The sequence below is a fragment of the Streptomyces zingiberis genome (assembly GCF_012034935.1).
GTDB lineage: Bacteria > Actinomycetota > Actinomycetes > Streptomycetales > Streptomycetaceae > Streptomyces > Streptomyces zingiberis.
Window position 1 is genome coordinate 74,344 of record NZ_JAATEN010000016.1, and the last position, 25,476, is coordinate 99,819.

At 75.9% G+C, this 25,476-nt stretch carries 16 protein-coding genes and 1 pseudogene; 2 read left to right on the forward strand and 15 right to left on the reverse strand.

The annotated features are described in order from the left end of the window. Positions 1-33: 33 nt before the first annotated feature. Positions 34-1,242: an acyl-CoA dehydrogenase family protein gene (locus HCK00_RS19390; RefSeq protein ID WP_168103272.1), complete on the reverse strand. Its 1,209-nt coding sequence runs from the start codon at positions 1,240-1,242 to the stop codon at positions 34-36. A 431-nt stretch (positions 1,243-1,673) separates the two neighbouring features. On the opposite strand from HCK00_RS19390, the gene HCK00_RS19395 reads away from it, so the two are divergent. Then, entirely contained in the window at positions 1,674-3,407 is a 1,734-nt protein-coding gene (locus HCK00_RS19395; RefSeq protein ID WP_311765392.1) for a hypothetical protein, read from the forward strand. A gap of 30 nt (positions 3,408-3,437) precedes the next feature. Then, positions 3,438-4,049, forward strand: a complete 612-nt coding sequence (locus tag HCK00_RS19400; RefSeq protein ID WP_311765398.1) for a DUF6328 family protein — start codon at positions 3,438-3,440, stop codon at positions 4,047-4,049. 144 nt (positions 4,050-4,193) lie between these two features. Here HCK00_RS19400 and HCK00_RS19405 read toward each other — a convergent pair whose 3' ends face one another. From HCK00_RS19405 to HCK00_RS19470, 14 genes and pseudogenes are all read right to left on the reverse strand, one after another. Beyond that, positions 4,194-5,387 (reverse strand): alcohol dehydrogenase catalytic domain-containing protein, encoded by a 1,194-nt coding sequence (locus tag HCK00_RS19405; RefSeq protein WP_168103273.1) that lies wholly within the window; start codon positions 5,385-5,387, stop codon positions 4,194-4,196. Between the two features lie 281 nt (positions 5,388-5,668). Beyond that, a complete protein-coding gene (gene nrfD / locus HCK00_RS19410) occupies positions 5,669-6,820 on the reverse strand; it encodes an NrfD/PsrC family molybdoenzyme membrane anchor subunit (RefSeq protein ID WP_168103274.1) in 1,152 nt (383 codons plus the stop codon). After that, the gene (locus HCK00_RS19415; RefSeq protein ID WP_168103275.1) at positions 6,817-7,878 is read right to left on the reverse strand and encodes a 4Fe-4S dicluster domain-containing protein; all 1,062 of its coding nucleotides are present in this window, start codon (positions 7,876-7,878) and stop codon (positions 6,817-6,819) included. The genes nrfD and HCK00_RS19415 overlap by 4 nt, the downstream gene beginning before the upstream one ends. Continuing rightward, positions 7,875-11,159: a formate dehydrogenase gene (gene fdh / locus HCK00_RS19420; protein WP_168103276.1), complete on the reverse strand. Its 3,285-nt coding sequence runs from the start codon at positions 11,157-11,159 to the stop codon at positions 7,875-7,877. The genes HCK00_RS19415 and fdh overlap by 4 nt, the downstream gene beginning before the upstream one ends. A gap of 154 nt (positions 11,160-11,313) precedes the next feature. Further along, complete coding sequence (locus HCK00_RS19425) at positions 11,314-11,493, reverse strand: hypothetical protein (RefSeq protein WP_311765393.1); 180 nt, start codon at positions 11,491-11,493, stop codon at positions 11,314-11,316. A 557-nt stretch (positions 11,494-12,050) separates the two neighbouring features. Continuing rightward, entirely contained in the window at positions 12,051-13,520 is a 1,470-nt protein-coding gene (locus tag HCK00_RS19430) for an SDR family oxidoreductase (RefSeq protein WP_168103277.1), read from the reverse strand. 298 nt (positions 13,521-13,818) lie between these two features. Beyond that, entirely contained in the window at positions 13,819-14,853 is a 1,035-nt protein-coding gene (locus HCK00_RS19435; RefSeq protein ID WP_168103278.1) for an endo alpha-1,4 polygalactosaminidase, read from the reverse strand. Continuing rightward, positions 14,850-15,611 carry a spherulation-specific family 4 protein gene (locus HCK00_RS19440; RefSeq protein WP_168103279.1) on the reverse strand — a complete coding sequence of 254 codons (762 nt, stop codon included), beginning with the start codon at positions 15,609-15,611 and terminating at the stop codon, positions 14,850-14,852. The genes HCK00_RS19435 and HCK00_RS19440 overlap by 4 nt, the downstream gene beginning before the upstream one ends. Before the next feature lie 161 nt (positions 15,612-15,772). Further along, complete coding sequence (locus tag HCK00_RS19445) at positions 15,773-16,690, reverse strand: NAD-dependent epimerase/dehydratase family protein (protein ID WP_168103280.1); 918 nt, start codon at positions 16,688-16,690, stop codon at positions 15,773-15,775. A gap of 9 nt (positions 16,691-16,699) precedes the next feature. Then, positions 16,700-17,413: a nucleotidyltransferase family protein gene (locus tag HCK00_RS19450; protein ID WP_168103281.1), complete on the reverse strand. Its 714-nt coding sequence runs from the start codon at positions 17,411-17,413 to the stop codon at positions 16,700-16,702. Between the two features lie 173 nt (positions 17,414-17,586). After that, a pseudogene (locus tag HCK00_RS19455) lies at positions 17,587-18,582 on the reverse strand (SDR family NAD(P)-dependent oxidoreductase); the annotation flags it as partial. Positions 18,583-19,025: 443 nt separating this feature from the next. After that, positions 19,026-20,468 (reverse strand): hypothetical protein, encoded by a 1,443-nt coding sequence (locus HCK00_RS19460; RefSeq protein WP_168103283.1) that lies wholly within the window; start codon positions 20,466-20,468, stop codon positions 19,026-19,028. 137 nt (positions 20,469-20,605) lie between these two features. Further along, positions 20,606-22,144 carry a GT4 family glycosyltransferase PelF gene (gene pelF / locus HCK00_RS19465; protein WP_168103284.1) on the reverse strand — a complete coding sequence of 513 codons (1,539 nt, stop codon included), beginning with the start codon at positions 22,142-22,144 and terminating at the stop codon, positions 20,606-20,608. 369 nt (positions 22,145-22,513) lie between these two features. After that, positions 22,514-24,709 carry a hypothetical protein gene (locus HCK00_RS19470; protein WP_168103285.1) on the reverse strand — a complete coding sequence of 732 codons (2,196 nt, stop codon included), beginning with the start codon at positions 24,707-24,709 and terminating at the stop codon, positions 22,514-22,516. Positions 24,710-25,476 lie beyond the last annotated feature (767 nt).

Here is a 25,476-nt window from a genome sequence, read left to right on the forward strand (position 1 = left end):
GCCGGGGGGCGCTCCCCCGGCCCCGCGCCCTTGTCACACCGCGCTGGGTTCCGGCCGCCGCACCCGGTCCGCGAGCCGCTCGGACCACTGGCCCCGCCCCTGCCCGAGCGCGAGCTCGCCGAGCCGCAGGAGCTGGACGTCGGAGGTGCCGGCGGGCGCGAAGATGTGGAAGGCGTCCCGCAGGTAGCGCTCCAGGGGGCGGTCGGTGAAGAGCCCGCAGGCCGCGTGGATCTCCATGGCCGCCCGTGCGGAGTCGAGTGCGTACTCGACGTTGATCAGTTTGGCGTTCATCAGCTCCGCGTCGCACGGCAGGCCCTGGTCGAGCAGATGGACGGCGTGGTACGCGGCGAGCCGGGCCGTCATCAGCCGGGACTGCATCTGGCCCAGTTTGTGCTTGACGGTGCCCAGGGCGCCGAGCGCCCGGCCGTACCGCTCCCGCTCGGCGCAGAAGGCCGCGGTCTCCTCCATGACCGCCTGGTGGATGCCGAGGGAGACGGCCGTGAGGTTGGCGCGGCCGTAGAGGACGCTGGAGGAGTAGGCGACCGACAGGCCGTCCCCCTCCTCACCGAGCCGGTTGGCGGCCGGTACCCGGCAGTTGTCGAAGCGGAGTTCGCCGAAGCTGAAGCCGTGCAGGCCCATCGCGGGCCGCTGCTCGCCGAGGGAGAAGCCCGGCGCGCTGGACTCCACCAGGAAGGCGGTCAGCCCGTCCGAGCCGGGCCCGGTGCGCGCCACCACCCCGTGCAGGTCTCCGACGTGGCTGTTGCCGACGTAGACCTTGCCGCCGTTGAGGATGTAGTCGCCCGAGTCCTCGTCACGGACCGCGGTGGATTCCATGCCCAGGACATGGCCGCCGGAGCCGGGCTCGGTGACCGCGATGGTGGGGAGGCACTCGCCCGAGGCGATCCTGGGCAGCCAGGTCTTGCGCTGTACGTCGCTGCCGAAATGGACGATCTTGGCCACGCCCAGCTGGGACGCCTGGACCATGGCGCCCATGGCGCCGCTGACCCGCGCCAGTTCCTCGATGACGATCGTCTTGGCGAGGTGCCCGGCGCCCATGCCACCGTACGCCGGGTCGATGGTGACACCGATCCAGCCCTGACGCGCGATCAACCGGGAGAGTTCGTGGCTGACGGTGCGGGAGTCCTCCATCGCGGGTATCCGCGGCCGCACCTCCCGCTCCGCGAAGTCCCTTACCTGCTGGCGTAGTTCATGGTGGAGGCGGTCGGTGAAATAGTGTTCCACTGCACGTCCCTCGTCCGCGTGTCCCCCAGGCCGGTGGCTGGGGATGGTCACTCCGGGCGACTCCGCTGTCACGGTGGTTGCCGCCCGCACCATGGTCCACTCCAGAAGACGGTCCGTCACGGATCGACAGACCTTTGGCCAAAAGCGCCGCTGTTGTGTTGGCCACCAGATTATGCGATATGGCTTCACCCACCGTTCACACCTGGGCCGATATCTGCCCTCCGGGGTCACGAACCGGTTCCCCGGAGCCCTCGTGACCGCCCTGACGAGGGCCATCAGGGGACTGCCCGGACCGACCGGAGGAAAGGATTCAGCCACCGGCGTGCGGAGCCGCCCCGGACAGCGGATACGGTGAGCCCTGCCGGTGGACCGGGGTGGGCGGACGGCGCGGCACGGCGCCGGGCCGGTGACGACGGGACGGGGACGGATTGGTGGCGGAGATCCAGAGCGGACGGGCGGCACGGGACGGCGCCGGGGCGGCGCTCCCGGCCGGTGACGCGGCGGCCCCGGGGGCCGTGCTGCTGCTGGCGGCCGCACCCGCCGGACGGCACCGGCTGGTGGACGCGGCCTCCGCGCTGCCCGCGCTGGCGGCCGTACGGCCCGAACTGCTGACGGGCACGGGGGCCGCGCGCGTGGTGGAGCTGGTGGACCCGGCCGACCCGCAGGTCGTCCTGGTGCGGCTGCGGAGCGCGGCGGCGGCCCCCGGGCCCCTGCTGATCCACCTCATCGGCCAGCTCACCGTGGACCGCAAACAGCAGCGACCGCATCTGGCCCTGGCCCGCACCACCTCCGCCACCGCCCGCTACACCGCGCTGCCCTGGCACTGGCTCTCGGCCGAACTGGGCCACCGCCGTCCGGGCACCACCACGGTCCTCGCCGACCTGGTGGCCGACTCCTCCGCCGGGGAGCGGCTGCCGGAGCTGCTGGCCTCCCTCGCGGTGACCGGTGCCGCCGTGTACGGCGCGGTGACCCCGCCGCCGGAGCGGCGCACGCCCGCCGAGCCGCGCTACAGCCGGGCCGTCGCCGAACTCCTGCGTACCGCCACGGCCCGGCCGGACCCGGCCGAGCTGCACGACCTCGCCGCCGCCCGGGCCGGACTGCCCCCCGGCGCGCTGCTGCTGACCCCGCGTCCCACCGGGGCCGCCGGTCCGGGCACACCCGTCTCCCCGGTCCCTCCGGCCGCGGCACGGCAGGTGCCGCCGTCGGTTCCGCAGCCGCCGCCCCCCTTCGGCGCCGTCCCCACCCCGGCTTCCCGGCCGGGGGCACACCCGGACACCGGGACCCCGGGCGCCGCTCCCCCGGCCGGGGAGAGGCAGGACGGCCATGGCTCCTCCGGCGCTCCCTCCGCGGGCGATGCCGTGTACGCCGTTCTCTCCCCCCTCACCGCGCAGGCCGCGCCGGCCCCGGGCCCCTCCCCCGTCCAGCCACCCCCGCCGGTCTCCCCGGGTGGAACGCCCGCCGGCGCGGCCCCCGCGGGCGCGGCGACCGCCGGCGCCCCGGCGGAAGCAGGCGGTCAGGCCCGGTCCGCGGACCGTGAGCGCCCGTTCCCGCCGCCCGCTCCCCGCCAGGAGCCGGGCCGGGAGACCGCAGCGGCATCCCACCCGGCACCGGACGCCCGGCCGGGCACCGCGCAGGAGCCCCCCGCTGGGGCCCCGGCCCCCGCCGCTCCCCCGGCGGCCCCGGCATCCCCGGCGGCCCCCGCGCCGGGGCCGCCGGCTCCCGCGCCGTCCCCGGCGGAGGACCCGCACCCGGCGATCCTCGCCGCGGCGCACGCCGGCCGGCACAGCGAGGCCGCCGCGATGGCCGCCGCCTGGGAACAGCACGCCTGGCGCGCCCACGGCCCCGACTCCGCGGAGGCCGTGCACTGGCTGGAGGTACGGGCGGACCTCGCCCGGCTCGCCGGCGACCCGGCCCGCTCCTGCGAGTTGTGGCTGTCCGCCGCCACGGCCCGGCTCTCCGCCGGGGAGGAGGAGGCCGCCGCGGACGTGGTGGCCGCCGTGGACCGCGCACACCACTGCTGGGAGCAGGTTCGCGACGGAGCCGCCGCGCGGGGGCTGAGCGAGCGGCTTGCGACCCTCCGCCGGCGGGTACCCGGACGACGTCCCGGTGCCGTCGAGGCACTGGAGCGCCGTATCGAGGCCCTGAGCTCCGCGTCCGCGAGCTGAAGGGGGCCCTGACCGAAGGAGGCCGCCTTGGTGATCGATGTCCGGAACCAGCCCGCCGAGTCATCCGGTGAGCGGCCCGAGGAGCGGCCCGGCCCCCAGCTCACCGGGCGGGACGAGACCCGTGAGGAGCGTGCCGACCGGAAGTGGGGCGAGCTGATGCAGGAGGTGCGGGTCGCCCAGACCGGCATCCAGATCCTGCTCGCCTTCCTGCTGACCTCGGCGTTCTCCCCACGCTTCCCCGAACTGGACGCCTTCGGCCACGATCTGTACGTCTTCACCATCATGTCCGGGGCGGCGGCCACCGGCGCCCTGATAGCCCCGGTGGCCCTGCACCGCATGGTCACCGGGTACTCGCTGAAGCCGCAGACGGTCATCTGGGCCTCGCGGTTCACCATGGTGGGGCTGATGCTGCTGCTGGTCACGGTGGGCGCGGCGCTGACGCTGATCCTCCGCTTCGTCATCCACGACACCCTCGCCGTCTGGCTCGCGGGCGGCGTGCTGCTCTGGTTCGCGGGCTGCTGGTTCCCGCCGGCGGCCTGGCTGCGCCACCGGCGCAGGCAGCTCGGCGCGGTGCCCGGCGACCCGAGCGACCCCGCGGACCCGGACGTGCGCTGCGTGCCCGAGTTCACCGAGCGCGGCTGACCGGCACCCCGGGGAAGGAGCAGGGCAGAACCCCGGGGCCTCCGAGGTAAAGGGCCGCCCGGCACCCCGCGAAGGGGTACCGGGCGCGACGCGGCGGCGGGCCGTCGGCGGTGTCGGACTCGGCGGGGTGGTGGATCGGCGGGGTCAGGCGGCCCCGGGCCGGAACACCGTCTTCACCATGCCGTCCGCCTTGTCCTGGAAGGTGCGGTAAGCGGCCGGCGCCTCCTCCAGCGGCAGGGTGTGGGTGGCGAACTGTTCCACCCCGAGCGGGTCCCCGTCGGTGAGCAGCGGCAGGATGTCGCCCACCCAGCGGTGGACGTTGGCCTGGCCCATCCGGAGCTGGATCTGCTTGTCGAAGAGGGTGAGCATCGGCAGCGGGTCGGCCATTCCGCCGTAGACCCCGCTGAGCGAGATGGTGCCGCCCCGCCGTACCGCGTCGATGGCGGCGTGGAGGGCGGCGAGCCGGTCCACCCCCGCGCGGCTCATCAGCTTCTCGGCCACGCCGCCGGGCAGCATGCCGACCATCTGGTGGGCCAGCTTGCCGGCCGGCGCGCCGTGCGCCTCCATGCCCACCGCGTCGATGACGGCGTCGGCGCCCCGCCCGCCGGTCAGCTCGCGGACGGCGTCGCCCAGGTCCTCGCCCCGCTCGTCCAGGTCGAGTACGTGGACACCGCGCTCGGCGGCCCGCTTCAGCCGCTCCGGCACCCGGTCCACGCCGATGATCTTCTCCACGCCGAGGTGGCGGGCGATCCGGCAGGACATGTCACCGATCGGGCCGAGCCCGAGGACGAGCAGACTGCCACCGCGCGGCACCTCGGCGTACCGTACGGCCTGCCAGGCGGTGGGCAGCACGTCGGAGAGGTACACGAACCGCTGGTCCGGCGGCCCGTCCGGTACCTTCACCGGCAGCGTGTTGCCGAACGGCACCCGCAGGAACTCGGCCTGCCCGCCGGGCACCTGCCCGTAGAGCTTGGTGTAGCCGAAGAGGCTGCCGCCCGTCCCGCGCCCGGTGTTCTGGGTGGTCTCGCACTGCGAGTGCAGCCCCTGCCCGCACATCCAGCAGGTGCCGCAGGAGACGTTGAACGGGATCACGACGCGGTCCCCGGGGCGCACCTCGGTGACCTCGGAGCCGGTCTCCTCGACCACGCCCATCGGTTCGTGGCCGAGGATGTCGCCGGGCTCCAGGAAGGGGCCGAGCACCTCGTAGAGATGCAGGTCCGATCCGCACAGGCCGGTGCTGGTGATCCGGACGATGATGTCGGTGGGCTCCCGGATGACCGGGTCGGGAACCGTGTCCACCCGTACATCGCGCTTGCCGTGCCAGGTCAGGGCTCTCATGGCGTGGTTCTCTCCTTGTAGCGGGTGTAGCGGGTGTCGCGGCGTCAGGTGGCGGGCAATCAGGTGTCGTGGGGTCAGGTCCCGCCGTGCCGGGCGGGCGCCGGCTCCGGCGCCCCCGGCGGGCGAAGCGCGCCCCTTACCTCGGTTTGCCGGAATCAGGCCGTTCACACCATCCAGCCCACTTCCACCGTTTCCGCGGACGGGCCCGCGCGTCCGCCGGGCGTGCGGCGCTCCCCGCGGTCGCGCCACGGGCCCGGCGGACGGGCGGGCCGTCAAAGGGGTCAGGCCGCCGTGGCGCCCCCGCCGGCGGGGCGGTCCCCGTCCGTGACCTCCCCGTCCCCGGCGTGCTCCGCCTCCCGCTGCTCCGCCTGTTCCCGGTACCGCTGCTCCAGCCGCTCCCGCTGCGGGACGACCGTGTACTTGGGGTCCTCGGCCGAGGCGATCCCGGCGTGGAAGACACCGAAGCGGGTGCAGGCCGAGCCGGCGAGCAGCGCCAGGCCGCTCGCGACCGCCGCCCCCCGGTACCGGCGCCCCAGCAGCGCGGCGCCCAGCGCGCCCCCGGCGGTGAGGAGTTCGGCGGCGCGCATCAGCCGGCCCGCCTTCCCCTGCCGGTAGGTCTCGGCGATCATGCCGAGCCTGCGCCGCTTCAGCCGCACGACGGCGGCCTCGCAGGCGGCGGCGAGCAGGGCGGCGTGGCGGGCCGACGCGTTCTCGCGGACCGGCGCGGTGGCGAGGGCCATGCCGGAGGCGGCGGCCGTCGCGGAGGCCACGAACAGGTACGGCAGCTCACGGTGCGCCTCGTGCCAGGCCGGCACGGCGGTGTCGGCGGCCAGTACCGCGGTGTACGAGGCCACGGCGGGCCCGAGGGTGGCGGCGGCCCCCGTCGCGAGGGTGTTCAGCCGTGGGAACCAGCCGGTGGTCTCCAGCACGGCGGCGGCACCGGCGGCCGGGCCGTAGGCCGACAGCAGCCAGGACCCCATGGACATCGGGGAGGTCGGCTTGATCACCCGGAGCATGTTGGCGAACCGCCCGGGCCGCCCGAGGTCGTGGATGAGCGCGGCGGTGGAGACGCCGATCGCGGCGGCCGAGGAGATCTTCAGCGCCCTGGCCGTGGCCGGGCGTCCGGTGGCCTGGGCGCCGGCGGCGAGCACCGAGCCGGCCCCGGCGAGCCCGCCGGTGTAGAAGTAGCCGGCGATGTCGACGGAACTCCAGCCCGGCGCCTTGATCACGGGACGCCCGTAGTAGGACTGGAACTCGGCGCGGGGCACCATCAGCTCCTCGCCGCGCTTACCGCGCTTCCCGCGGCGCTTCCCGCCGTTCCCGTTCCCGCCGGCGCCGGGCGAGGTCCCGCCCGGCTGGAGCGAGCCCGGGGCCGCCTCGTGACCGGGCCGCTCGCCCCGGGTGCCGCTCCTGGTGACGTCCGAGCCGGTCATCGGCCGATTCCCCTTCCGGGTCCGGGACGGGCCGCACGGGTGGCCCGGGTGACGCTGCCGCCGCGCCGGCGGACGGCCGGTGAGGTGAGAAAGGCGGCGGCGACCCCGCCGAGCAGGGAGAGCGCCGCGGCTCCGGCGTGCGCCCACATCCGGGGCAGATCGCGGGTGGTGACGACGGGGTCCGGCGGCAGCCCGTAGACCTCGGGGTCGTCCAGCAGCAGGAAGAACGCCCCGTCGCCGCCGACGCCGTCCTCCGGGTCCTCCCCGTAGAGGCGGGCGTCGGCGACCCCGGCGTCCTTGAGCTGCTCCACCCGCCGCCGCGCCCGGTCGCGCAGCTCGTCCAGCGGGCCGAACTGGATGGAGTCGGTGGGGCACGCCTTGGCGCAGGCCGGTTCCTGCCCCTCGCCCAGCCGGTCGTAGCACATGGTGCACTTGAACGCCCGGCCGTCCTGCGGGCGCTGCTCGATCACCCCGTAGGGGCAGGCGGGCACGCAGTAGCCGCAGCCGTTGCAGATGTCCTCCTGCACCACGACGGTGCCGAACTCGGTGCGGAAGAGCGAGCCGGTCGGGCAGACGTCGAGGCAGGCGGCGTGGGTGCAGTGCTTGCAGACGTCGGAGGACATCAGCCAGCGCAGCTCGGTCCGGCCGTCGGGGCCCGGCACGGCGGCGCCCGGCCCCCCGTCACCGGGGGCGGCGGTCCCCGGCACCGCCGTGGCCGGCGCCCCCGGTCCTGCCGTGGCCCCGGTCTCCGGCCCCGCGCCGGCAGTGGTCCCCGGCCCGCGGGTGACCGCGCTCTGCTCGATGAACGCGACGTGGCGCCAGGTGGAGGCGCCCAGATCGCCCGTGTTGTCGTAGGACATGCCGGTGAGCGAGAGGCCGTCCTCGGGGATGGCGTTCCACTCCTTGCACGCCACCTCGCACGCCTTGCAGCCGATGCAGACGGAGGTGTCGGTGAAGAACCCCACCCGCTCGGGGTGGCCGTCCCGGTCGTACCCGGCGTCCGTGGCGGGGTCCGGCTCCGGCCCGGAGAGCAGGCTCCGGATGTCGATCTCGCTCATGAGCGGGCCTCCGTACCGGTGGTGGCGGTGATGCCGGCGCGCTCGCGGTAGCCGGCGACGAACCGGGGCAGGTCCGCGCCGCGCGGCCGGCGGCCGGGGCGGATGTCGGCGGTCAGCGCCTTGTCCTCCTGGATGTGCGTACTGGGGTCCTGGGCGATGGCCGTGAGTTCGTTGGCCGCGTCACCGGGCGCGATGCCGTTGGGGCCCCAGTGGAAGGGCAGTCCGATCTGGTGGACGGTGCGCCCGTGCACCGTCAGCGGCCGGATCCGCTCGGTGACCATCACCCGGGCCTCGACGGCGTTCCGGGCGGTGACGATCGTGGCCCAGCCGCCGTGCTCCAGGCCGCGCTCGGCCGCCAGGGCGGGTGAGACCTCGCAGAAGAACTCCGGCTGGAGCTCGGCGAGGTAGGGCGACCACCGGCTCATGCCGCCCGCGGTGAAGTGCTCGGTGAGCCGGTGGGTGGTGACGACGTACGGGTAGACCTCCGCGCCGGGCTCGTTCCCGCTGGGGTGGTAGCGGTTGCCCTCCCGTTCCTTGACCGTGCGCACCGGGGACCGGCTCTGCCGCTCGTAGAGCGCGTTGTGGAACGGCGAGTCCTGTGGCTCGTAGTGGGTGGGCAGCGGCCCGTCCATCAGCCCGGCGGGGGCGTAGAGCCAGCCCTTGCCGTCGGCCTGCATCACGAACGGGTCGTCGCCGCGGATCGCGTCGGGCCCGGAGGCGTCCGGCGGCGGCACGTAGGACGGCGCCCGGTCCGGGATGAAGTCGGCGTTGTCGTGGCCGGTCCAGCGGCCGGTCTCCTCGTCCCACCAGACGTACGCCTTGCGTTCGCTCCACGGGACGCCGTCGGGGTCGGCGGAGGCGCGGTTGTAGAGGATCCGGCGGTTGGCGGGCCAGGCCCAGGCCCACTCGGCGGCGACCCAGTCCTGCTCGGTGTGCGGTTTGCGGCGGTTGGCCTGGTTGACCCCGTCGGCGTAGACACCGCAGTAGATCCAGCAGCCGCAGGAGGTGGAGCCGTCGTCGGCGAGCTGGGTGTAGGCGCCGAGCAGCCGGCCGTCCGGGCCACGGCCGTTGATCTCCTTCAGGACGGCCTCGGCGGACGGCTCCGCGATCGGCCCCTCCTCCAGCGGGTAGTCCCAGGCCAGGTCGAGCACCGGGCGGTCCGCCGGGTCGGTGGAACCGGCCAGCCGCTCCTTGATCCGGCGGCCGAGGTGGTACATGAACCACAGGTCGCTGCGGGCGTCCCCCTCCGGCTCGACGGCGGCGGCGTGCCACTGGAGCCAGCGGTTGGTGTTGGTGAAGGAGCCGGACTTCTCGGTGTGCGAGGCGGCGGGGAAGAAGAACACCTCGGTGCCGACGTCCTCCGTGCGCAGCTCACCCGACTCGATCTCGGGTCCGTCCTTCCACCAGGTGGCCGACTCGATGAGGGAGAAGTCGCGGACGACGAGCCAGTCGAGCTGTGCCATCCCGAGCCGCTGGAGGCGGGCGTTGGCGGAGCCCACGGCGGGGTTCTCGCCCATCAGGAAGTAGCCCTTGCAGCGCCCGTCGAGCTGGGCCATCACCGTGTCGTAGGTGGAGTGGGAGCCGGTGAGCCGCGGCAGGTGGCCGAAGCAGAAGTCGTTCTCCGCGGTGGCGGCGTCCCCGTAGTAGGCCTTGAGCAGGGAGACCATGTACTTCCGCATGTCGCCCCAGTAGCCCTTCTCGGTGCGGCTGCCCAGGATGAAGGAGTCGAGGTCCTGGTGGGCGTGGGCGTGCGGCATGGGGAGGTAGCCCGGCAGCAGGTTGAACAGGGTGGGGATGTCGCTGGAGCCCTGGATGGAGGCGTGGCCGCGGAGCGCCTGGATGCCCCCGCCGGGGCGGCCGATGTTGCCGAGCAGCAGCTGGAGGACGGAGGCGGCCCGGATGTACTGGGAGCCGGTGGTGTGCTGGGTCCAGCCGACGGCGTAGACGAAGGCGCTGGTGCGCTCCCGGCCGGAGCCGGCGGTCAGGGCGTCGCAGACGGCGAGGAAGTCCTCGCGGGGCACGCCGCAGACCTTCTCCACCAGCTCGGGGGTGTAGCGGGCGTAGTGGCGCCTGAGGATCTGGTAGACGCAGCGCGGGTGCCGGAGCGTCGGGTCGCGCTCGGGCTCGGGGACGGCCACCGCGCCGCCGGAGCCGTGGCTCTCGGAGCCGCCGGCCTCCTGGACGCTCTCCTGTTGCTCCGTGCCCCCGCGGTTCTCCAGGTGCTCGGTGTAGAGCGTGGCCCGGTCCCCGGACGCGGCCTGCACCGGGCCGGTGCTGTAGCTCCAGGTCGTCGGGTCGTAGGCGCGCTCCTCCGCGTCGAAGCCGGAGAAGACGCCGTCCAGGTCCTCGGTGTCGGCGAACTCCTCGGAGACGATGGTGGCCGCGTTGGTGTAGGCCAGGACGTAGTCCCGGAAGTCCTTCCCCTCCGTCAGCACATGGTTGATGATCGCGCCGAGGAAGGCGATGTCGGTGCCCGCCCGGATCGGCACGTGCTGGTCGGAGAGGGCACTGGTGCGGGTGTAGCGCGGGTCGACGTGGATCACGCGGGCGCCGCGCGCCTTGGCCTCCATCACCCACTGGAAGCCGACGGGGTGCGCCTCGGCGAAGTTGGACCCCTGGATGACGATGCAGTCCGAGTGCTGGAGATCCTGCATGAAGGTGGTGGCGCCGCCCCGCCCGAAGGAGGTGCCGAGCCCGGCGACGGTGGAGCTGTGGCAGACCCGGGCCTGGTTCTCCACCTGCACCACGCCGAGGCCGGTCAGCAGCTTCTTGATGAGGTAGTTCTCCTCGTTGTCGAGGCAGGCCCCGCCGAGGCTGGCGATCCCCATGGTGCGGTTCACCGGCACGCCGTCGTGCTCGTCCTCCCAGCCCTCGCGCCGGGTCCGCACCACGCGGTCCGCGACCATGTCCATGGCCTCGTCGAGGCCGAGCCGCTGCCACTCGGTGGCGTGCGGGGGGCGGTAGAGGACATGACGCTCACGGGCGGAGCCGGTGGTGAGCTGGAGGGTCGCCGACCCCTTGGGGCAGAGCCGCCCGCGGCTGACCGGGGAGTCCGGGTCCCCCTCGATCTGGACGACCTTCTCGTCCTTCACATAGACGTTCTGGCCGCAGCCGACGGCACAGTAGGGGCAGACCGACTTCACGACCCGGTCCGCGGTGGCGTTCCGGGTCGTGAGGGCGGCGCTCTGCCGTGACTTGGCGGCCGCGCCGCGCCCCAGGGGATCCTTTCCGGTCAGTTGCCGGTACACCGGCCATTCGAGCATCCGGCTGCGCACGCCCATCGATTCCTCCGCCGTCAGCTGATCGTCGATCGCGCGACGGGTGCCCGAGGGACGCTCCGGGAAACGCCGCGCGACGGGATCGTCCGGGCCGTCGCGGGAACGGGCCCGGCGCGGCGCCCCGGCGGGGGAACCGAGGGGACGGGACGGGGAGGCGTCAGTCGATGCCGCGGAGGATGTGGGACTCGGCCGGGTCGTCGTCGTAGCCGGCGAGCCGGATGGGGGCGGCCGTGGACCAGGCGTCCAGGCCGCGGAAGGCCGCCCACCGGGAGGCGGCGAGCGGTTCCGCCGGTTCGGCGGGGAGAGGGTCGATGCTGGTCTCGGTGGTCGTGGTCACCGCGCACTCCTTCACAATCGGGTGCACCGGACGCCCCGCGCCACGGGCATATGACAGGACATACGCCGGGCGCCGGCGCCCGATCGGGCTGGTGGAACGTCACTGCGGGCGCGGTGGCGCCGGACGAGGAACCGGGAGTCAGGCCACGGTGGCGGGCCGTTCCCGGGACGGGCCGAGGGTCTCGGTGCTTCACATGCCGGAAGGGCTGTCCGTCTGGTCACCAGCCTACCCCCGCGGGAGGCGTGACGCGCGCGGGTATCGCCGTGGCGCGAGCCGGAAGAGCGGCTCGGTGCCCGCCACTTGGCGCCACGGGCCGCGGCCGGGAGGGCGGCCCGTGTGACGTCACCGCAGGCCGGGGACGGTCGCACGGGCGGCGCGCGGTCGAGGGCCGCGTCCGCTCCGCCGCACCGCCGATTGCTCCATTCGGGTGAGGCGGAGGGGAGAGGTTCCGCCACGTGTGACGGCCCGGGGCGGTTTCTCCGGCGCCGAGGGCACGGTGGCGGAGGATCTCCGGCCCGGTGGCGGCATGCCTCCGGGGCACGGCGCCCGGCCGGGTCTCACCAGCCGGCGGGCGCGTAGTCCTTCAGGAAGCAGCCGTGGACGTCCTCGCCCCGCTCACCGCGCACGATGGGGTCGTAGACACGGGCGGCGCCGTCCACCAGGTCCAGCGGTGCGTGGAAACCGTCGGCGGCCAGCCGCATCTTCTCCGGATGCGGGCGCTCATCGGTGATCCAGCCGGTGTCGACGCTGGTCATCAGGATGCCGTCGGTCTCCAGCAGCTCCTGTGAGCTGGTCCGGGTGAGCATGTTGAGCGCGGCCTTGGCCATGTTGGTGTGCGGGTGCCCCGCTCCCTTGTAGCCGCGGCTGAACACCCCCTCCATGGCCGAGACGTTGACCACGTACTTGCGGCGCGCGGTGGACGCGGCCATCGCCGGGCGCAACCGGTCGACCAGGATGAACGGCGCGGTGACATTGCAGAGCTGTACCTCCAGCAGCTCCACCGGGTCCACGTCGCCGACCGTCCGGCTCCAGCTGTTGTCACCGGCCAGGTCGGGCACGAGTCCGCCGGCGTCGACGGCGGTGCCGGCCTCGATCCGCGCGAGGGAGGCCGAGCCGCCGGTCAGCGCGAGGGCCGTGACCGCGTCCGCCGTGAGGACGTCCGGCCCGCCCCCGGACGCCGTCAGCGCGGGCCGGGCGCCGCTGCCGAAGCCGCCCAGGACCAGCGGCTCGGGCAGGTCACCCGGGGGCAGCGGGGCCGTCTCGCCGGCCAGCAGCGCGGCGTAGGACTCGGGGGGACGGCGCACGGTCTGGGCCGCGTTGTTGATGAGGATGTCCAGCGGGCCGGCGGCGGCCACCGTGTCGGCCAGCGCCACCACCTGCGCCGGGTCCCGCAGGTCGGTGCCGACGATCCGCAGCCGGTGGAGCCAGTCGCCGCTGTCGTCCATGGCCGCGAAGCGGCGCGCGGCGTCCCGGGGGAAGCGGGTGGTGACGGTGGTGTGCGCGCCGTCGCGGAGCAGCCGCAGCGCGATGTACATGCCGATCTTGGCGCGGCCCCCGGTGAGCAGGGCCCGCCGGCCGGTGAGATCGGTGCGGGCGTCGCGGCGGGCGCGGTTCTCGGCGGCGCAGGCGCGGCAGAGCTGGTGGTAGAAGGCGTCCACCTCGCGGTAGCGGGTCTTGCAGATGTAGCAGGACCGGGGCCGCTCCAGGACGCCGGCGAACTCGGCGGTGGTGGCCGAGGAGAGCGGCACGCCCGCGGTCTCGTCGTCGATCCGCTCCGCGGAGCCCGTGGCGGTGGCCTCGGTGACGGCCCGGTCGTGGGCGGTCTTGGCGGCGCGCCGCTCCTGGCGGCGGCGCTGCTTCACCGTCCGGTAGATGCCGGCGGTGGCGCGGCGCACCATGACGGCGTCGGGGTGGTCCAGGGGCAGCTCGTCGAGTTCCGCGAGCACCTCCAGGCACGCGGCCAGCCGCTGGGGGTCGATGCCCGGGTGCCCGTTCCGGCCGTCGTCAGTCAGCTCAGTCACCGTCATCGCCGCAGCCGCTTCCCGTTCCCGCTCCCGCGCGCCTCGTCCGCGCGCACTCCGCCGGAACTCTACGGAGCCCCGGGCGGCTCCGCCAAACCGGCCGGGGTGGGCGGGAGGAAGGTCACACGGCGGGGGCGGGCGGGAGGAAGAGCACGGCAGGGGCGGGCGCGAGGAAGACCACAGCCGGGGCGGCGCGAGGAAGACCACAGCCGGGGCCGCCCGGGTGGAACGCCGGACGGAGGAAGCGGCCCGGACCAAGGGGGCCGCCCGCGGCCGGGACGGGAGACCCGGCCGCGGGCGGGGCTCAGGGGCAGGGGTCCCGCCAGGCGTCCAGGGCGAGCCGCTTGCGCATCGAGCTCAGCCCCAGTCGCTCGCTCCCCGGGCAGAAGCGGCTCGTCGGCAGCGCGTACTCGACGTGGAAGACGGCCTTGCCCTGGTCGATGAAGGGCCCCAGGCGGTCGCACTCGCCGAACTCGGCGCACTCCTCGTTCACCGCGAAGTCGAAGGAGTCCACCAGCTCCGGGATCTGCGGGAGGTCGTTCTTGAGGCCCACGGAGAGCCCCCGCTCGTGGGCGAGAGCGGCCAGCATCCGGTTGTAGGCGAGCTGGTGGCGGGCGGTGAGCGGGAAACCGGTGCGGTTGAGGTAGCCGTCCATCAGGTCCGGTTCCACCGCGTCGAACCCCTTCTCCCGGCACATGTCCATCCGGCGGGCCATCAGCGGGCGCAGGACGTCCGTGCGGCGGATGTCCAGCCAGCGCTCGCCCGGCCAGCCGTTGGACCGGCCCAGCACCGAGCGGGGGAAGGCCGCGCGGTCGGGGCGGAAGTCCTCCCAGGCCCCGGCGTTGATGTAGCAGATCACCTTGCGGCCCCGGGCGTGCAGGGCGGTGACCGTCGACGCCGTGTTCTCGAAGCCGTCGATGTCGTAGACGGGGACGTCCACGCGGGTGTCGACGCGCCCGCTGAGCTGCCACTGCCAGGGGGTCCGCGGGGCCGGGCGCCAGCGGTCGGCGGCGGACGGCGCGCTGCTGCCGGGCGCGGCGCCGTCGGCCGGCGGCCGGCCCTCCGCGCCGCCCGAGCATCCGGTGAGCAGCAGCAGCGGGAGGAGGACCGCGGCCAGGGCGAGCCGGCGTACCCGCTCCCGGCCGCTCCCGGCCGCTCCCGGCGGGGCTGACGGGGCTGACGGGGCTGACGGGGGCGGCGGCGCGTCCGCCGTCCCGCGGCCGGCCGGGTGGCGGCGGAGACGGGCGGGCAGTCCGCGGACGGCGGTCCGCCGCGCCCGGGGCGCCGGGAGCGGGTGGGGGCGCGCGCGGCGGAGGCGCGCGGGACGGCGGGGGGTCATGGTGTTGGGTCCTCCTCGGACGGGCCCGGGGGCTCCTGAGTCTCTCCCGGCGCGGGTCTCCCGGCGACCGCGTACGGCAGCCCGGACCAGGGATTGTCCCCCGTCCCCGGCACGGCGCAGTGCACCGCCGCCCCGCGCTCCCGGGCCGTTCGGGCAACGGTGGCGGCCTCCTCCGGGGGCACCGCGTACACCAGATGGCAGAAGCGTTCCGGGGGGTGACGGCGTGTCCATCCGGGTGGCGGCCCGGCCCGCCGGTACGTCTCCCAGGGGCCCTCGAAGGTCACCAGGAGGTCGCCGGCCCGGGCGTACCCCGGGTCCGGGTGGGTGCCCGGGTTGAGGACGACGGTGCGCGCCCCCAGCAGCCGGGCGCCCCGGGTGACGCGCCGGTAGTGCGCCAGCGGACCGGGGGCCGAGGCCGTCCGGTCCAGGAAGACCCCGTCCACGCGGTACCAGCGGCGGTGGCGCAGGACGTCCCCGAGCACCGCGCGGGCGGGGCGGTGGCCGTAGCCGGTGTCGGCGTAGCCGAGCACCGGGACGCCCGCGGCGCGCAGCCGGGCGGCGGCTCCCGTGAAGGCGGGGTCGGGGCGGCGGCCGGGACCGTCCGCGACGTTGAGCACCACGCCGTAGAGCCGCCCGGCCGCGCCCGCCGGCGCCTCCCACGCGCGGGGGGCCACGGCGGGGTGGACGTACAGCGGTACCAGCAGCGTGCCGACCCCGGGCGGGGGGTGGCCCCGTCCGTTCTCCGCGTCCCCGGTCATGCCGGCCGTCCTCTCCGTGCCGTCGCGCCTCTGTGCCGTCGCGCCGCACGCGCCGTCACAGCCGTCATACCGCCGCGCCGCGCGCCGCCGCCGCTCCCCCGCGCCGCCACCGGCCGGCGCGCACGGCCCGCCGGCCGGCGGCGGACCGTGCGGGCCGTCCGTCACCGCGGTCCGTGGCCCGCCGGGAGGGCGGCCCCCGCCGCCCCCGCGGCCCACAGGTCCCGCAGCGAGGTGTCCAGGCCGTACTCCGGCCGCCAGCCCAGCGCGGTGGCCGCGGACCGGATGTCCGCCCGCTGCCAGGAGACCGCCGCCGACCGCTCCGGGCCCAAGCCGCGCTCCGTCAGCCGGCCGCGGAAACCGGCGGCCCGGACGAGCCCGTCGGCGACGGCCCGGACCGGCCGGGCCTCACCGCCCCCGATGTTGAGGATCCGGGGCAGCGGTGCGGGGGCCGTGACGGCGGCCGTCACGGCGCGCGCCACGTCCCGGGCGTCCACGAAGTCACGGTGGGCGGAGAGATCCCCGACCACGACGGTGCCCCCGGGCCCGGCCCGCCGCAGTTCGGCGGCGAGCCGGCCGGGCAGGCCGCCTTCGGGCGCGCCGGGCCCGACCGGGTTGAAGACGCGCAGCACCACGGCGTCCAGCGGCGCGCCGCTGACGGCGAGAGTGCCCGCGAGTTTGGTCGCCGCGTAGAGGCTGGTGGGGGTGGCGGGGTCGGTCTCGGCGAGGGACCGGCCCTCCTCGGCCGGCCCGTACTCCCCCGCCGAGCCCAGATGGACCAGCCGGGCGGCGGGCGCCGCGCGCTCCAGCGCGGCGCAGAGCACGGCGGGCAGCCGGGCGTTGAGCCCGGCCAGCCGTACGGCGCCGCCGCCGACGGCGCCCGCGCAGTTCACCACCGCGTCGGGGCGGAGCGCGCCGAGCGCCTCGGCCAGCGGTTCCACACCGGTGGCGGCGAGGTCGAGGGAGAGGTCACCGGCGGGCGAGCGGCCGCCGCGGAGCACCCGCGCGCCCGGCAGGGCGCGCAGGGACTCCACGGCGTGCCCGCCCAGGAAGCCGCCGGCCCCCAGGACGAGGACGCGCATGACGGGCCGTCACGCTCCCTTCATCAGCCGGCCGCGGAAGCCGGGGAACTCGGCGTTGGCGCGGTCGTAGTCGTCCGGCCGGCCGATGTCGAGCCAGTAGCCGTCGAAGTCGTAGGCGCGCGGCGGGGTGCCCTCCCGCAGCAGGTCGAGCACGAGCTCGTCGAAGCCGAGCGGCAGTCCGGGTGTGTAGCGGGCGAGGGCGCCGCGGGTCACGCCGTAGACGCCCATGGACACCCGGTAGTCCATGCTCGGCTTCTCGGAGAAGCCCACGACCCGCCCGGACTCGGTGGTCAGCACGCCGAAGTCGATGCTGACCCGGCGGGCGTAGGTGGCGATGGTCAGCGGCGCCGCCCCGGTCCGGTGGTCCCGGAGGAGGTCGGCGAAGTCCAGGTCGGTGAGGATGTCGCCGTTCATGGCGAGGAAGTGCTCGGGAAGCCGGTCGAGCACGGTGAGCAGCGGGCCCATGGTGCCGAGCGGGCTGTCCTCGCTGATGTAGCCGACGCGCAGGCCCCACCGGGAGCCATCGCCGACGTAGGCGCGGATGATATGGCCGAGGTGGCCGATGGCCAGGGTGCAGCTGGTGAAGCCGGCCGCGGCCAGCTGGCGCATCACGATCTCCAGGATCGCGTGCTGGTCGCCGATGGGGACGAGGGGCTTGGGCAGCGCGGTGGTGTACGGGCGCAGACGGACGCCCTTGCCGCCGGCCAGGATGACTGCGTGCATCAGGGGTCGTGCTCCTCTCGGGGGATCGGGTGACGGCCGCGGCCACCGGGTGTGCCGGGACGGGCGGGCCGTCCCCGGGGTGACCGCCGCCCGTGGTGACCGCCGCCGGTGGTGGCCGGCGCCGGAGGTACGGGGCGACGCACGGGGTGGCGCCGGAGGTGCGGGGACGCGGTTCAGACGTTGTAGCGGTCGGTCTTGTAGCGGGCGAGGTTGGCGGGATCGCGGAAGAAGTCGATGGTGCGTTCCAGCCCCTCCTCGAGGGTGTGCGCCGGGACCCAGCCGGTCGCGGCGCGCAGCCGGGAGGCGTCGCAGACCAGCCGCATGACCTCGGACTCGGCGGGCCGGGCCCGCTGCCCGTCCTCGACCGGCCGCAGCTCGGCGTCCATCAGCTTGGCGATGAGCAGCACCAGGTCGCCGACGGAGATCTCCCGCCCCGTGCCGGCGTTGAAGGTGCGGCCCACGACGTCCGCGGCGGGGGCGGTGCCGACGGCGAGGAAGGCCGCCGCGGTGTCCTCGGCGTAGAGGAAGTCGCGGGTGGGCCGCAGATCGCCGAGGCTGATCTCGCGGCGCCCGGCGGCCGCCTGGCCGATCACGGTCGGGATGACGGCGCGCATGGACTGGCGCGGGCCGAAGGTGTTGAACGGCCGGAGGGTCACCACCGGGGTGCCGAAGCTCGCGTGGTAGCTGTCGGCCAGCCGGTCACCGCCGGCCTTCGACGCGGCGTAGGGCGACTGGGTGTTGATCGGGTGGTCCTCGGTGATGGGCACCGTGCGGGCGGTGCCGTAGGTCTCGCTGGTGGAGGTGTGCACCAGCCGCGGGATCTCCAGGTGGCGCACCGCCTCCAGCACGTTGAGGGTGCCGGTGACGTTGGTCTCCACATAGCTGTGCGGGGCCCGGTAGGAGTACGGGATCGCGATGAGCGCGGCGAGGTGGTAGACGGCCCCGGCGCCGGCGGCCAGCCCGTGCACGGAGCCGGGGTCGCGGACGTCACCGAGCACGACCTCCACCTGGTCGGTGACCTCCGCGGGGAGCGTCTCCAGCCAGCCGAAGGAGGAGAAGGAGTTGTACTGCACCATGGCCCGCACCCGGTGCCCCGCCGCGACGAGTCTCTCCACCAGGTGGGAGCCGATGAACCCCTCGGCCCCGGTGACCGCGACCGGCGGGCCGGACGGTCCGGGCGCCGGGGCGGGCGGTAAGGCGGTCCCCTCCGCGGGCGATCCGGCCGCCGGCGGAGGGGGGCCGGCCGGAGGAGCGGCGGGCGCGGACGGGCCGGCCGCGGCCGGTGGGGGGGCCGGTGAGGGGGCCGGTGCGCCACCCGTGAGGGCGGCCGGGCCGGTGGCCTCGGACATGGGAACTCCTCTTCGTGTCGGGCCGGCGCCAGGGGCGGCGCCGGGTCGCGCGGAGCCGGCGCGGGGCGCCGGGCTCGTGGTCCCGCACGGTCTCCGTCCGGCGGCCGGGACGGGCCGCACGGTGGTGGCGCACGGGACAGGGGCGGCCGGGCCGGTCGGCGCGAGCGGTCGCGGAACACGGCGGACGGCGGTGGGTGGCGGACGGTGGTCCGGTGGTCGGGTTCCGGTGCCGCACTCCCTTCGGCGGTGGGGACAGCGATGGCTCAGCGGTGGGCCGTGGCGCGGCCCAGGGTGGCGACGGCGGTGACGAGCAGGGCCGCGGCGGCGCAGGCGAGGACGGCCATCTGCACCGCGGCCGGTCCGGAGATCCCCAGGGCCGCCGCGGCGCACTCGGCGGCCGCGGCGAGCAGACAGACCACGGCGGGGATCCGGGCCTTCCCGAACGCCTGGAGCAGCAGCCCGGTCCACAGCACCGCGCCGAGCGCCAGCCCGGCGAGGAGGGGGGCCGGCTCCGGGGGCGCGCCCCGCCCCAGCGCGGCCTCCGCGGCCGCCTGCAGGGCGGCGAGCAGCGCCAGATATCCGGCCAGGCACACCAGCACCGCGCCCCCCGCGCGCCGCCGGAGGGCGCCGGTGCTCCGGCTGCGCCGCAGGGCGGCGTGGGTCAGCGAGCGGAAGCGGTGGAGCAGCCACTCGGCGGCGCCCATGCTCGCCGTCAGCGCCAGGACGGCGGCCCCGGCCGGGCCGGGCGTGCCGCCCCCGAGGGCCGGCCACAGGCCCTCGCCGAGCACGGCGACCGCGGTGAGCACGGCGCACCCCAGCCCGAACAGCCCGTACGGGACGGACGCGGCGGGGCCGGGCGGGCCCGCGCCGGGCGGTGAGGTGTCCGGCTCCAGCGCCGCGTCCCGCAGTTCCCGCACCGCCGCGACCGGGGCCGCGGCCGCGGTGAGCAGCGGCAGCGCGATCCGCGCGCCGGGGGACAGCCCGGTGACCCCCAGCGCCACCGCCCCGGCGGCCGGCGGGAGCAGCACGGTGAGCAGCAGGCGCTCCCGCCCGAGGACCAGCAGCACGGTGGCCGACGCCAGGTACAGCGACTGCCCGGCGGCGAAGGCGAGCGTCCCGCCCGGGACCGGGCCGGGGAAGACGAGCGCGGCCAGCAGCCCGGCCAGCGCGGTCAGCGGCGCGCCCGCCCGGAGGCTCCGGGCGGCGGCGCCGCGGCCGCCGGACGCCATCCGGGCGTAGGCGCGGTGCGCCACGGCCTGGCTCCAGGCCCAGACGGTGACGGCGGAGGCGGCGAGCGCGCCCGTCCCGGCGGGCAGACCCCAGGTGCCGGTGCCGGGGCCCGTGGCGTAGGGGGCGGCGAGGAGGCAGCCGAGCCCGGGCAGGGTGAACACCGCGCCGCGCAGCAGGAAGCGCCAGGGGCGCACGGCCCAGGGGTCCGGGGCGGGCCGCGGCTCCGGGTGGCGGCGGGGCACCCGGTGGTACAGCTCGGCGGCGAGTTCGAAGGCGTCCCGGCGCCCGTACCCGGCGGCGGCCCGCTCGTCGGTCAGCCCCTCGGCCTCCAGGACGGCGGCGATCTCGTCGGGGTGCACGGCCCCGGCGCAGACGTCCGCGAGCCGCTCTGCGAGGTCGTCGAGCGGGTCCGGGCGGGCCCAGGAGGGGGCGGGCCGTGGCGGGTCTCCCCCGCCCGGCCCGGGGAGCACGGGCACGCTCCCGCCGCCCGTTCCCCGGGCGGGCCGGGCGGGGCCGGTGGGCGTGCCCCGGCGGCCCCGTAACGGGACCGGTGGCGCGGGGGCGTCCTCCTCCGGGAGGGGCGGCGGTCCGGGGACCAGCCGCAGCGGGCCACTCACCGGGCACCTCCCGCCGCCAGCAGGGGCCCGTCCGGGACGGCCGCGGGGGCCGCGCCCGGCGCCGGGACCGCACCGGGCGCGCCGGCTCCCCGCGCCGGCGCGCACAGTTCCCGGTAGATGTCCCGGAAGGCGCTGATCGTCTTGCGGAGCGTGAACTGCTCGATGACCCGCAGCCGGGCCCCCTCCCCCATCCGGGCGCGGCGCTCGGGGTCGCGGAGCAGTTCCAGCGCCGCCCGCCCCATGGCGTCCGGGTCGCGCGGGGCGACCACCAGGCCGCAGTCGCCGACGGCCTCGCGCACCCCGCCGACGTCCGTGGACACCGTGGCGCGGCCACAGGACATGGCCTCGATGAGGGTGAACGGGAAGCCTTCGCTGATGCTGGAGAGCATCACGACGTTCCCGGCGGCGTAGGCGTCGCGGATGTCCTCGACCCGGCCCTCGAAGGTCACGGCGCCGGCCAGGTCCAGTTCCGCCGCCAGCTTCTCGCAGCTCTCCCGGTACCCCTGGGCGCCGCGCGGCGTACCGCCGAAGATCCGCAGCCGCGCGGCGGGCAGTTCGGCGCGGACCCGGGCGAAGGCCCGGATCAGCGTCCCGAGGTCCTTGATGGGGTCGATGCGCCCGGCCCAGCTCAGGGTGGGCGCGGCCGGTTCGGGCCCGGCGGGCGGGAACGCCATCGGGTCCACGCCGTTGTAGACGGTGCGGATGCGGTCCGGCGGGGTGCCGCCGCGCTCCTCCCAGCGGCGGTTGTAGCGGTTGCCGGGGGTGACGAGCGCCGCCCGGCAGTAGGTCTCCGCGGCCAGCAGGCGGAAGAAGGCGAGCATGACGGCCTTGACCGGCCAGCGGTAGGGCTCGTGGCGGAAGCTCAGATAGCGCTCGCGGAGGTAGATCCCGTGCTCGGTGAGGAGCAGCGGGGTGCCGTGGCGCCGGTGGGCGAGCAGTCCGGGCAGCACGGCGAGACCGCCGCTGGCGGCGTGGCCGACCCCGCCGGGCGGCAGGTCGACCCCGAGCGGCCGCAGCGCGTGTTCCAGCAGGTCGGTGGCGTCGAGGGCGTCACGGAGCGTGGGGCGCGCGGCGGCGGTGGCGGTCCCGGGCCGGTTCCACAGCCGGACGAGGACGCGGACGGCCCGCTCGCCGCCCAGCGCCGCGGAGAGCTCCCCGCGTGCGGCGTACTCCGCGAGTTCGTACAGCGCGGGGGCGAAGCCGGCTTCGGCGGCCGGGTCGAGCAGGGTCAGCAGGAACCGTTCGTAGACGGTGAGGAAGTGGCGCAGCCGGCGCCCCCGGGGCGCGGGAACGGCCGCGGCGGGCCCCCACAGGGGCAGGCAGATCACGTCGGTGACGTTGGCGGGGAGCTGCCAGGAGAGGGCCTCCCTGCCGGTGCCGGTGACCGCGCAGATGCGGAACTCCACGTCGGGCATGCCCTGGAGCAGCTGGTCGCACCAGACGCTCACACCGCCGTGGCTGTGCGGATAGGTGCCCTCGGTGAGCAGGGTCACCGTGTCGATGCCCGTGGCCGGTGCGGCGAGGCGGGTGTGCATGGCGAACGGATCTCCCCCGGGGTGCGGGCGGGTGGTGACGGGAGCCGGACGGACGGTCCCGGAGCCGCCGGGCGGGCGGCCGGGCACGGAGGGCGGCCGGGGCGGCGGAACGGGGCGCGGACCGGGGTGTGCGCGGGCGCGGACGGGTGGCACCGGCGCGAGCCCGCCCGGGCACGGCCCGGCGGTGCCGGAGGCGCCGCCCGCGGCCGGCGGCGCGCGGCCGGAACGTTCCCGTACGGCCGCCGGGTGGCGCCCGGTGAGCTCCGGAACGGCACACGGCGGAGCCGGCACCGGGCCCGCGGTCCCCGCCGCCGGGGTGAGCCGTGGCGCTCGGCTCACCCCGGCGGCGGGCCCGGGGCCGGTGGCCCGTCAGGAGGTGCGGTCGTCCCCCGGCCCGGCCGGTACCGGCGTGGTGACGCCGGCGGGCAGCGGCAGCCCGCTCACCCGCGAGGGCAGGGGCCCGGCGCGGCCCGTGGCCGCCTCCGGGGCGGCGGTGCCCGGCGCTCCGTCCGGCAGGGTGAACTCCACGGTGTTCCCGGGCCCGTCGGCGGTGGCCCAGCCGGTGGCGAGTCCGGCGTAGGGGGAGCCGAAGGGGCCGCCGCCGTCCGCGCCGGTCCGGGTCCCGGCCGGCATCGTGGCCGGTACGGGCGTGCCGGCCTCCGGGGTGGTGACGGTGACGGTGTCCCCGACGCGGTAGCCGGCCGCCCCGTCCCGCGCGGCGCGCCACGCCTCCCGGTCGCGCAGCTCGGCCCCGGCGTCCCGCATCCGGGGGTTGAGCAGCGGGGCGGAGTCGGTGAACAGGGCGTCGTAGTCGGCCAGGACCCGGTCGAGCACGGGGTAGGCGATGCGGTCCTCGGCGAGGTTCGACTGGTGGACGAAGTGCGGGCGCGGGTCGCCCGACAGGATGTGGGAGAGCGCGATCCGGGCTTCCAGCGGCACGATGTGGTCCGCGTATCCGGTCCCGGGGTCCAGCGGCTCGTCGAGACAGGTGGTGTGCTCGCTGGTCTCGCAGATGCCGCTGCCGCCGTCGGCCTTCCGGCCGTAGATCCAGTTGTACTCGTCCACCTGCTCGGCGATCCGGCCGGCGTTGTAGAAGACGTTCATGGGGTGGCGGGGCACGGTCAGCGCGGGACCGGCGGCGCGGGGCGCCTGTTCCCGGGAGTTGTCGGAGGCCAGCCAGGTGACGCCGGTGTCGGCGAGCGAGGGCGCCAGCGCGGGGTTGTCCGCGGGCTGCTGCGGGAGGGTCGCCAGACCGGAGTGCTCACCGGTGACGAGTTCGGACCGGTCCACGGCGAGGCCGTTGCGGTCGGCCCAGTCGAGGTTGCCGGCGATCTCCGCCGTGATGTGGTCGCGGCCGGTCCACCGGACGTCCCCCGTGGCGTCGGTGGCGCACCGCCAGGGCACCACGGTGACGTCCTGCTCGCAGCCGAGGAAGGTGTGGTCGTAGGTGTGGTTGATCCAGCGGTACGCGTCCTGGTCGGCGAGGAGCCGGTCGGTGAGCGGGTCGGCCCCGTCCTGCTGCTCCCGGTGGCTGTCGCTGCCGCCGGCGTTGTAGGCCAGGTCGAGCCGGAAGCCGCTCCGCTCGGACCAGGTGCGGGCGTACGACGCGTCCTCGGGGGTCATCCGGATCGGATCGGGCTCCACGGTGTCCCCGGCCGGGCCGCAGTCGACGTCGCCCGGGGTGCAGTTGAGTTCGGTGTGCCACCGGTCGTCGGCACCGAACACGTCGTCGACGTGGACGGCGAAGTGGTTCCGCGTCCCGCCGAGGTGGACGCCGTCCGTCATCCAGGCCACGATGCCCCGGGCCAGCAGCCGGTACTGGAGCTGGTGCCGGTCGTAGGCGAAGGTGACGACCAGTTCGCGGCGGCCGTCGCGGGCGTACTCGCCGACCAGCGAGCCGCGGCCGGAGCCGCCTGGCAGCGGCGCGTCCACGTAGGAGGTGTAGGTGGCGCCGTCCTCCTGCTCGGCGAGCGGGGCCGCGAGGTAGCCGTAGCTCTCGTCCACCGAGGGGTCGTTGTCCTCGAACGGCACGGGGCCCTCCAGATAACCGAAGGGTCCGGCCGCCCCCGCGGGGGTGACCGCCGCGGTGTGGCCGTCGAGCGTTCCGGCGTATCCGGACTCGGCGGCGGGCCGGAGGCCGACGGCGGGCCGGGCGTAGGTGTAGGCGTCCACCTGCTTGATCCCGAAGCGCCGTTCGTAGGCGGCCAGGGCGGCCATCTCGGCCGAGTCCGCGCCGAACGGGTTGTCGTTCGGCAGGACGACGGCCTGGTAGCGCGCGAGCGGCCGGTCCTCCTCCCCGTCACCGGAACCGGCCGTACCGGTCAGGAACGCCTCGTCGACGCGGGGCCGTTCCGGGTCCGTCAGGTCCACGGTCGTATACGGAGTGCCGCCGTCGGCCAGTTCGGCCTCGATGGCCCCGGTGGCGGGGCCTCCGTCGTCCACGACGAGCACGCGCAGATCGATTCTGGCCGACGGCTCCGCCGCGGCCGCCCCGGCAGCCGGAAGGGCCGCGCCGAGCAGGACCGCGGCCAGGCATGCCGCGGATATCCGGGTCCTCCGACCCATGGTGTTCACCCCCCGGGGAGGCACGCTCCGCGCGCTCCCCACACGTGCGCCCCGGCGGAGCCGCGCTGTGCGCGCCACCGGGGCGTCCCTGTCCATGACAGCCGTGCGGCCGGGTCCCCATCCGCCCGGCACGGCGCAGGCACATCGTGCGGCATGAGGCCCGCCGCCCGCGACGGTGCGGGGCCAATTCACGAAGCGGAACGGCGGGCCGCGGCGCCAGGACTGTCCGGAACTCATCGCCCACATATTCGATATTCATCGGTACAGCACGTGGTGTTCCTTCCACGGGCGCCACCGGTGCTCCCACCCCATCCGCCCCACGCGTACCGGCCCGGGGTATCACCGCTGATGACGGGCGCGAAGGTGCGTGCGGCGCGGGCGGCCGGGCCGGCGGGCGGGGCGCGGCGCGGGCGGTGCTTTCGTTTCGTACGGACCACCACGGGAAGTCGTCCGATTTTCCACAGTCTCGATCAATGACGGGGGCATAGGCCCCGGACAGCCCGTGCGGCGCCGGCCGGGCCCGTCCGGCGCCGGTCTCCGGCCTCCGGGACCGGAGGGCCGGGCCGCCGGCGCCCGGGCCGCCCCGCCCCTCGGGAGGCGCCACCGCCGGCAGCCGGCCGGTGCCGGGAGTCCGCCCCGCGGAACGGCGCCGCCACACCGTTCTTCTCCCCAACCGTCACACCCGTTACGGTCGTTGACCTCGTCCCCGCCCGTTCTCCGCCCTTAGGATGGCCGCGCGGAGTCCGCACCTGCGGGCCGCGGAGAAC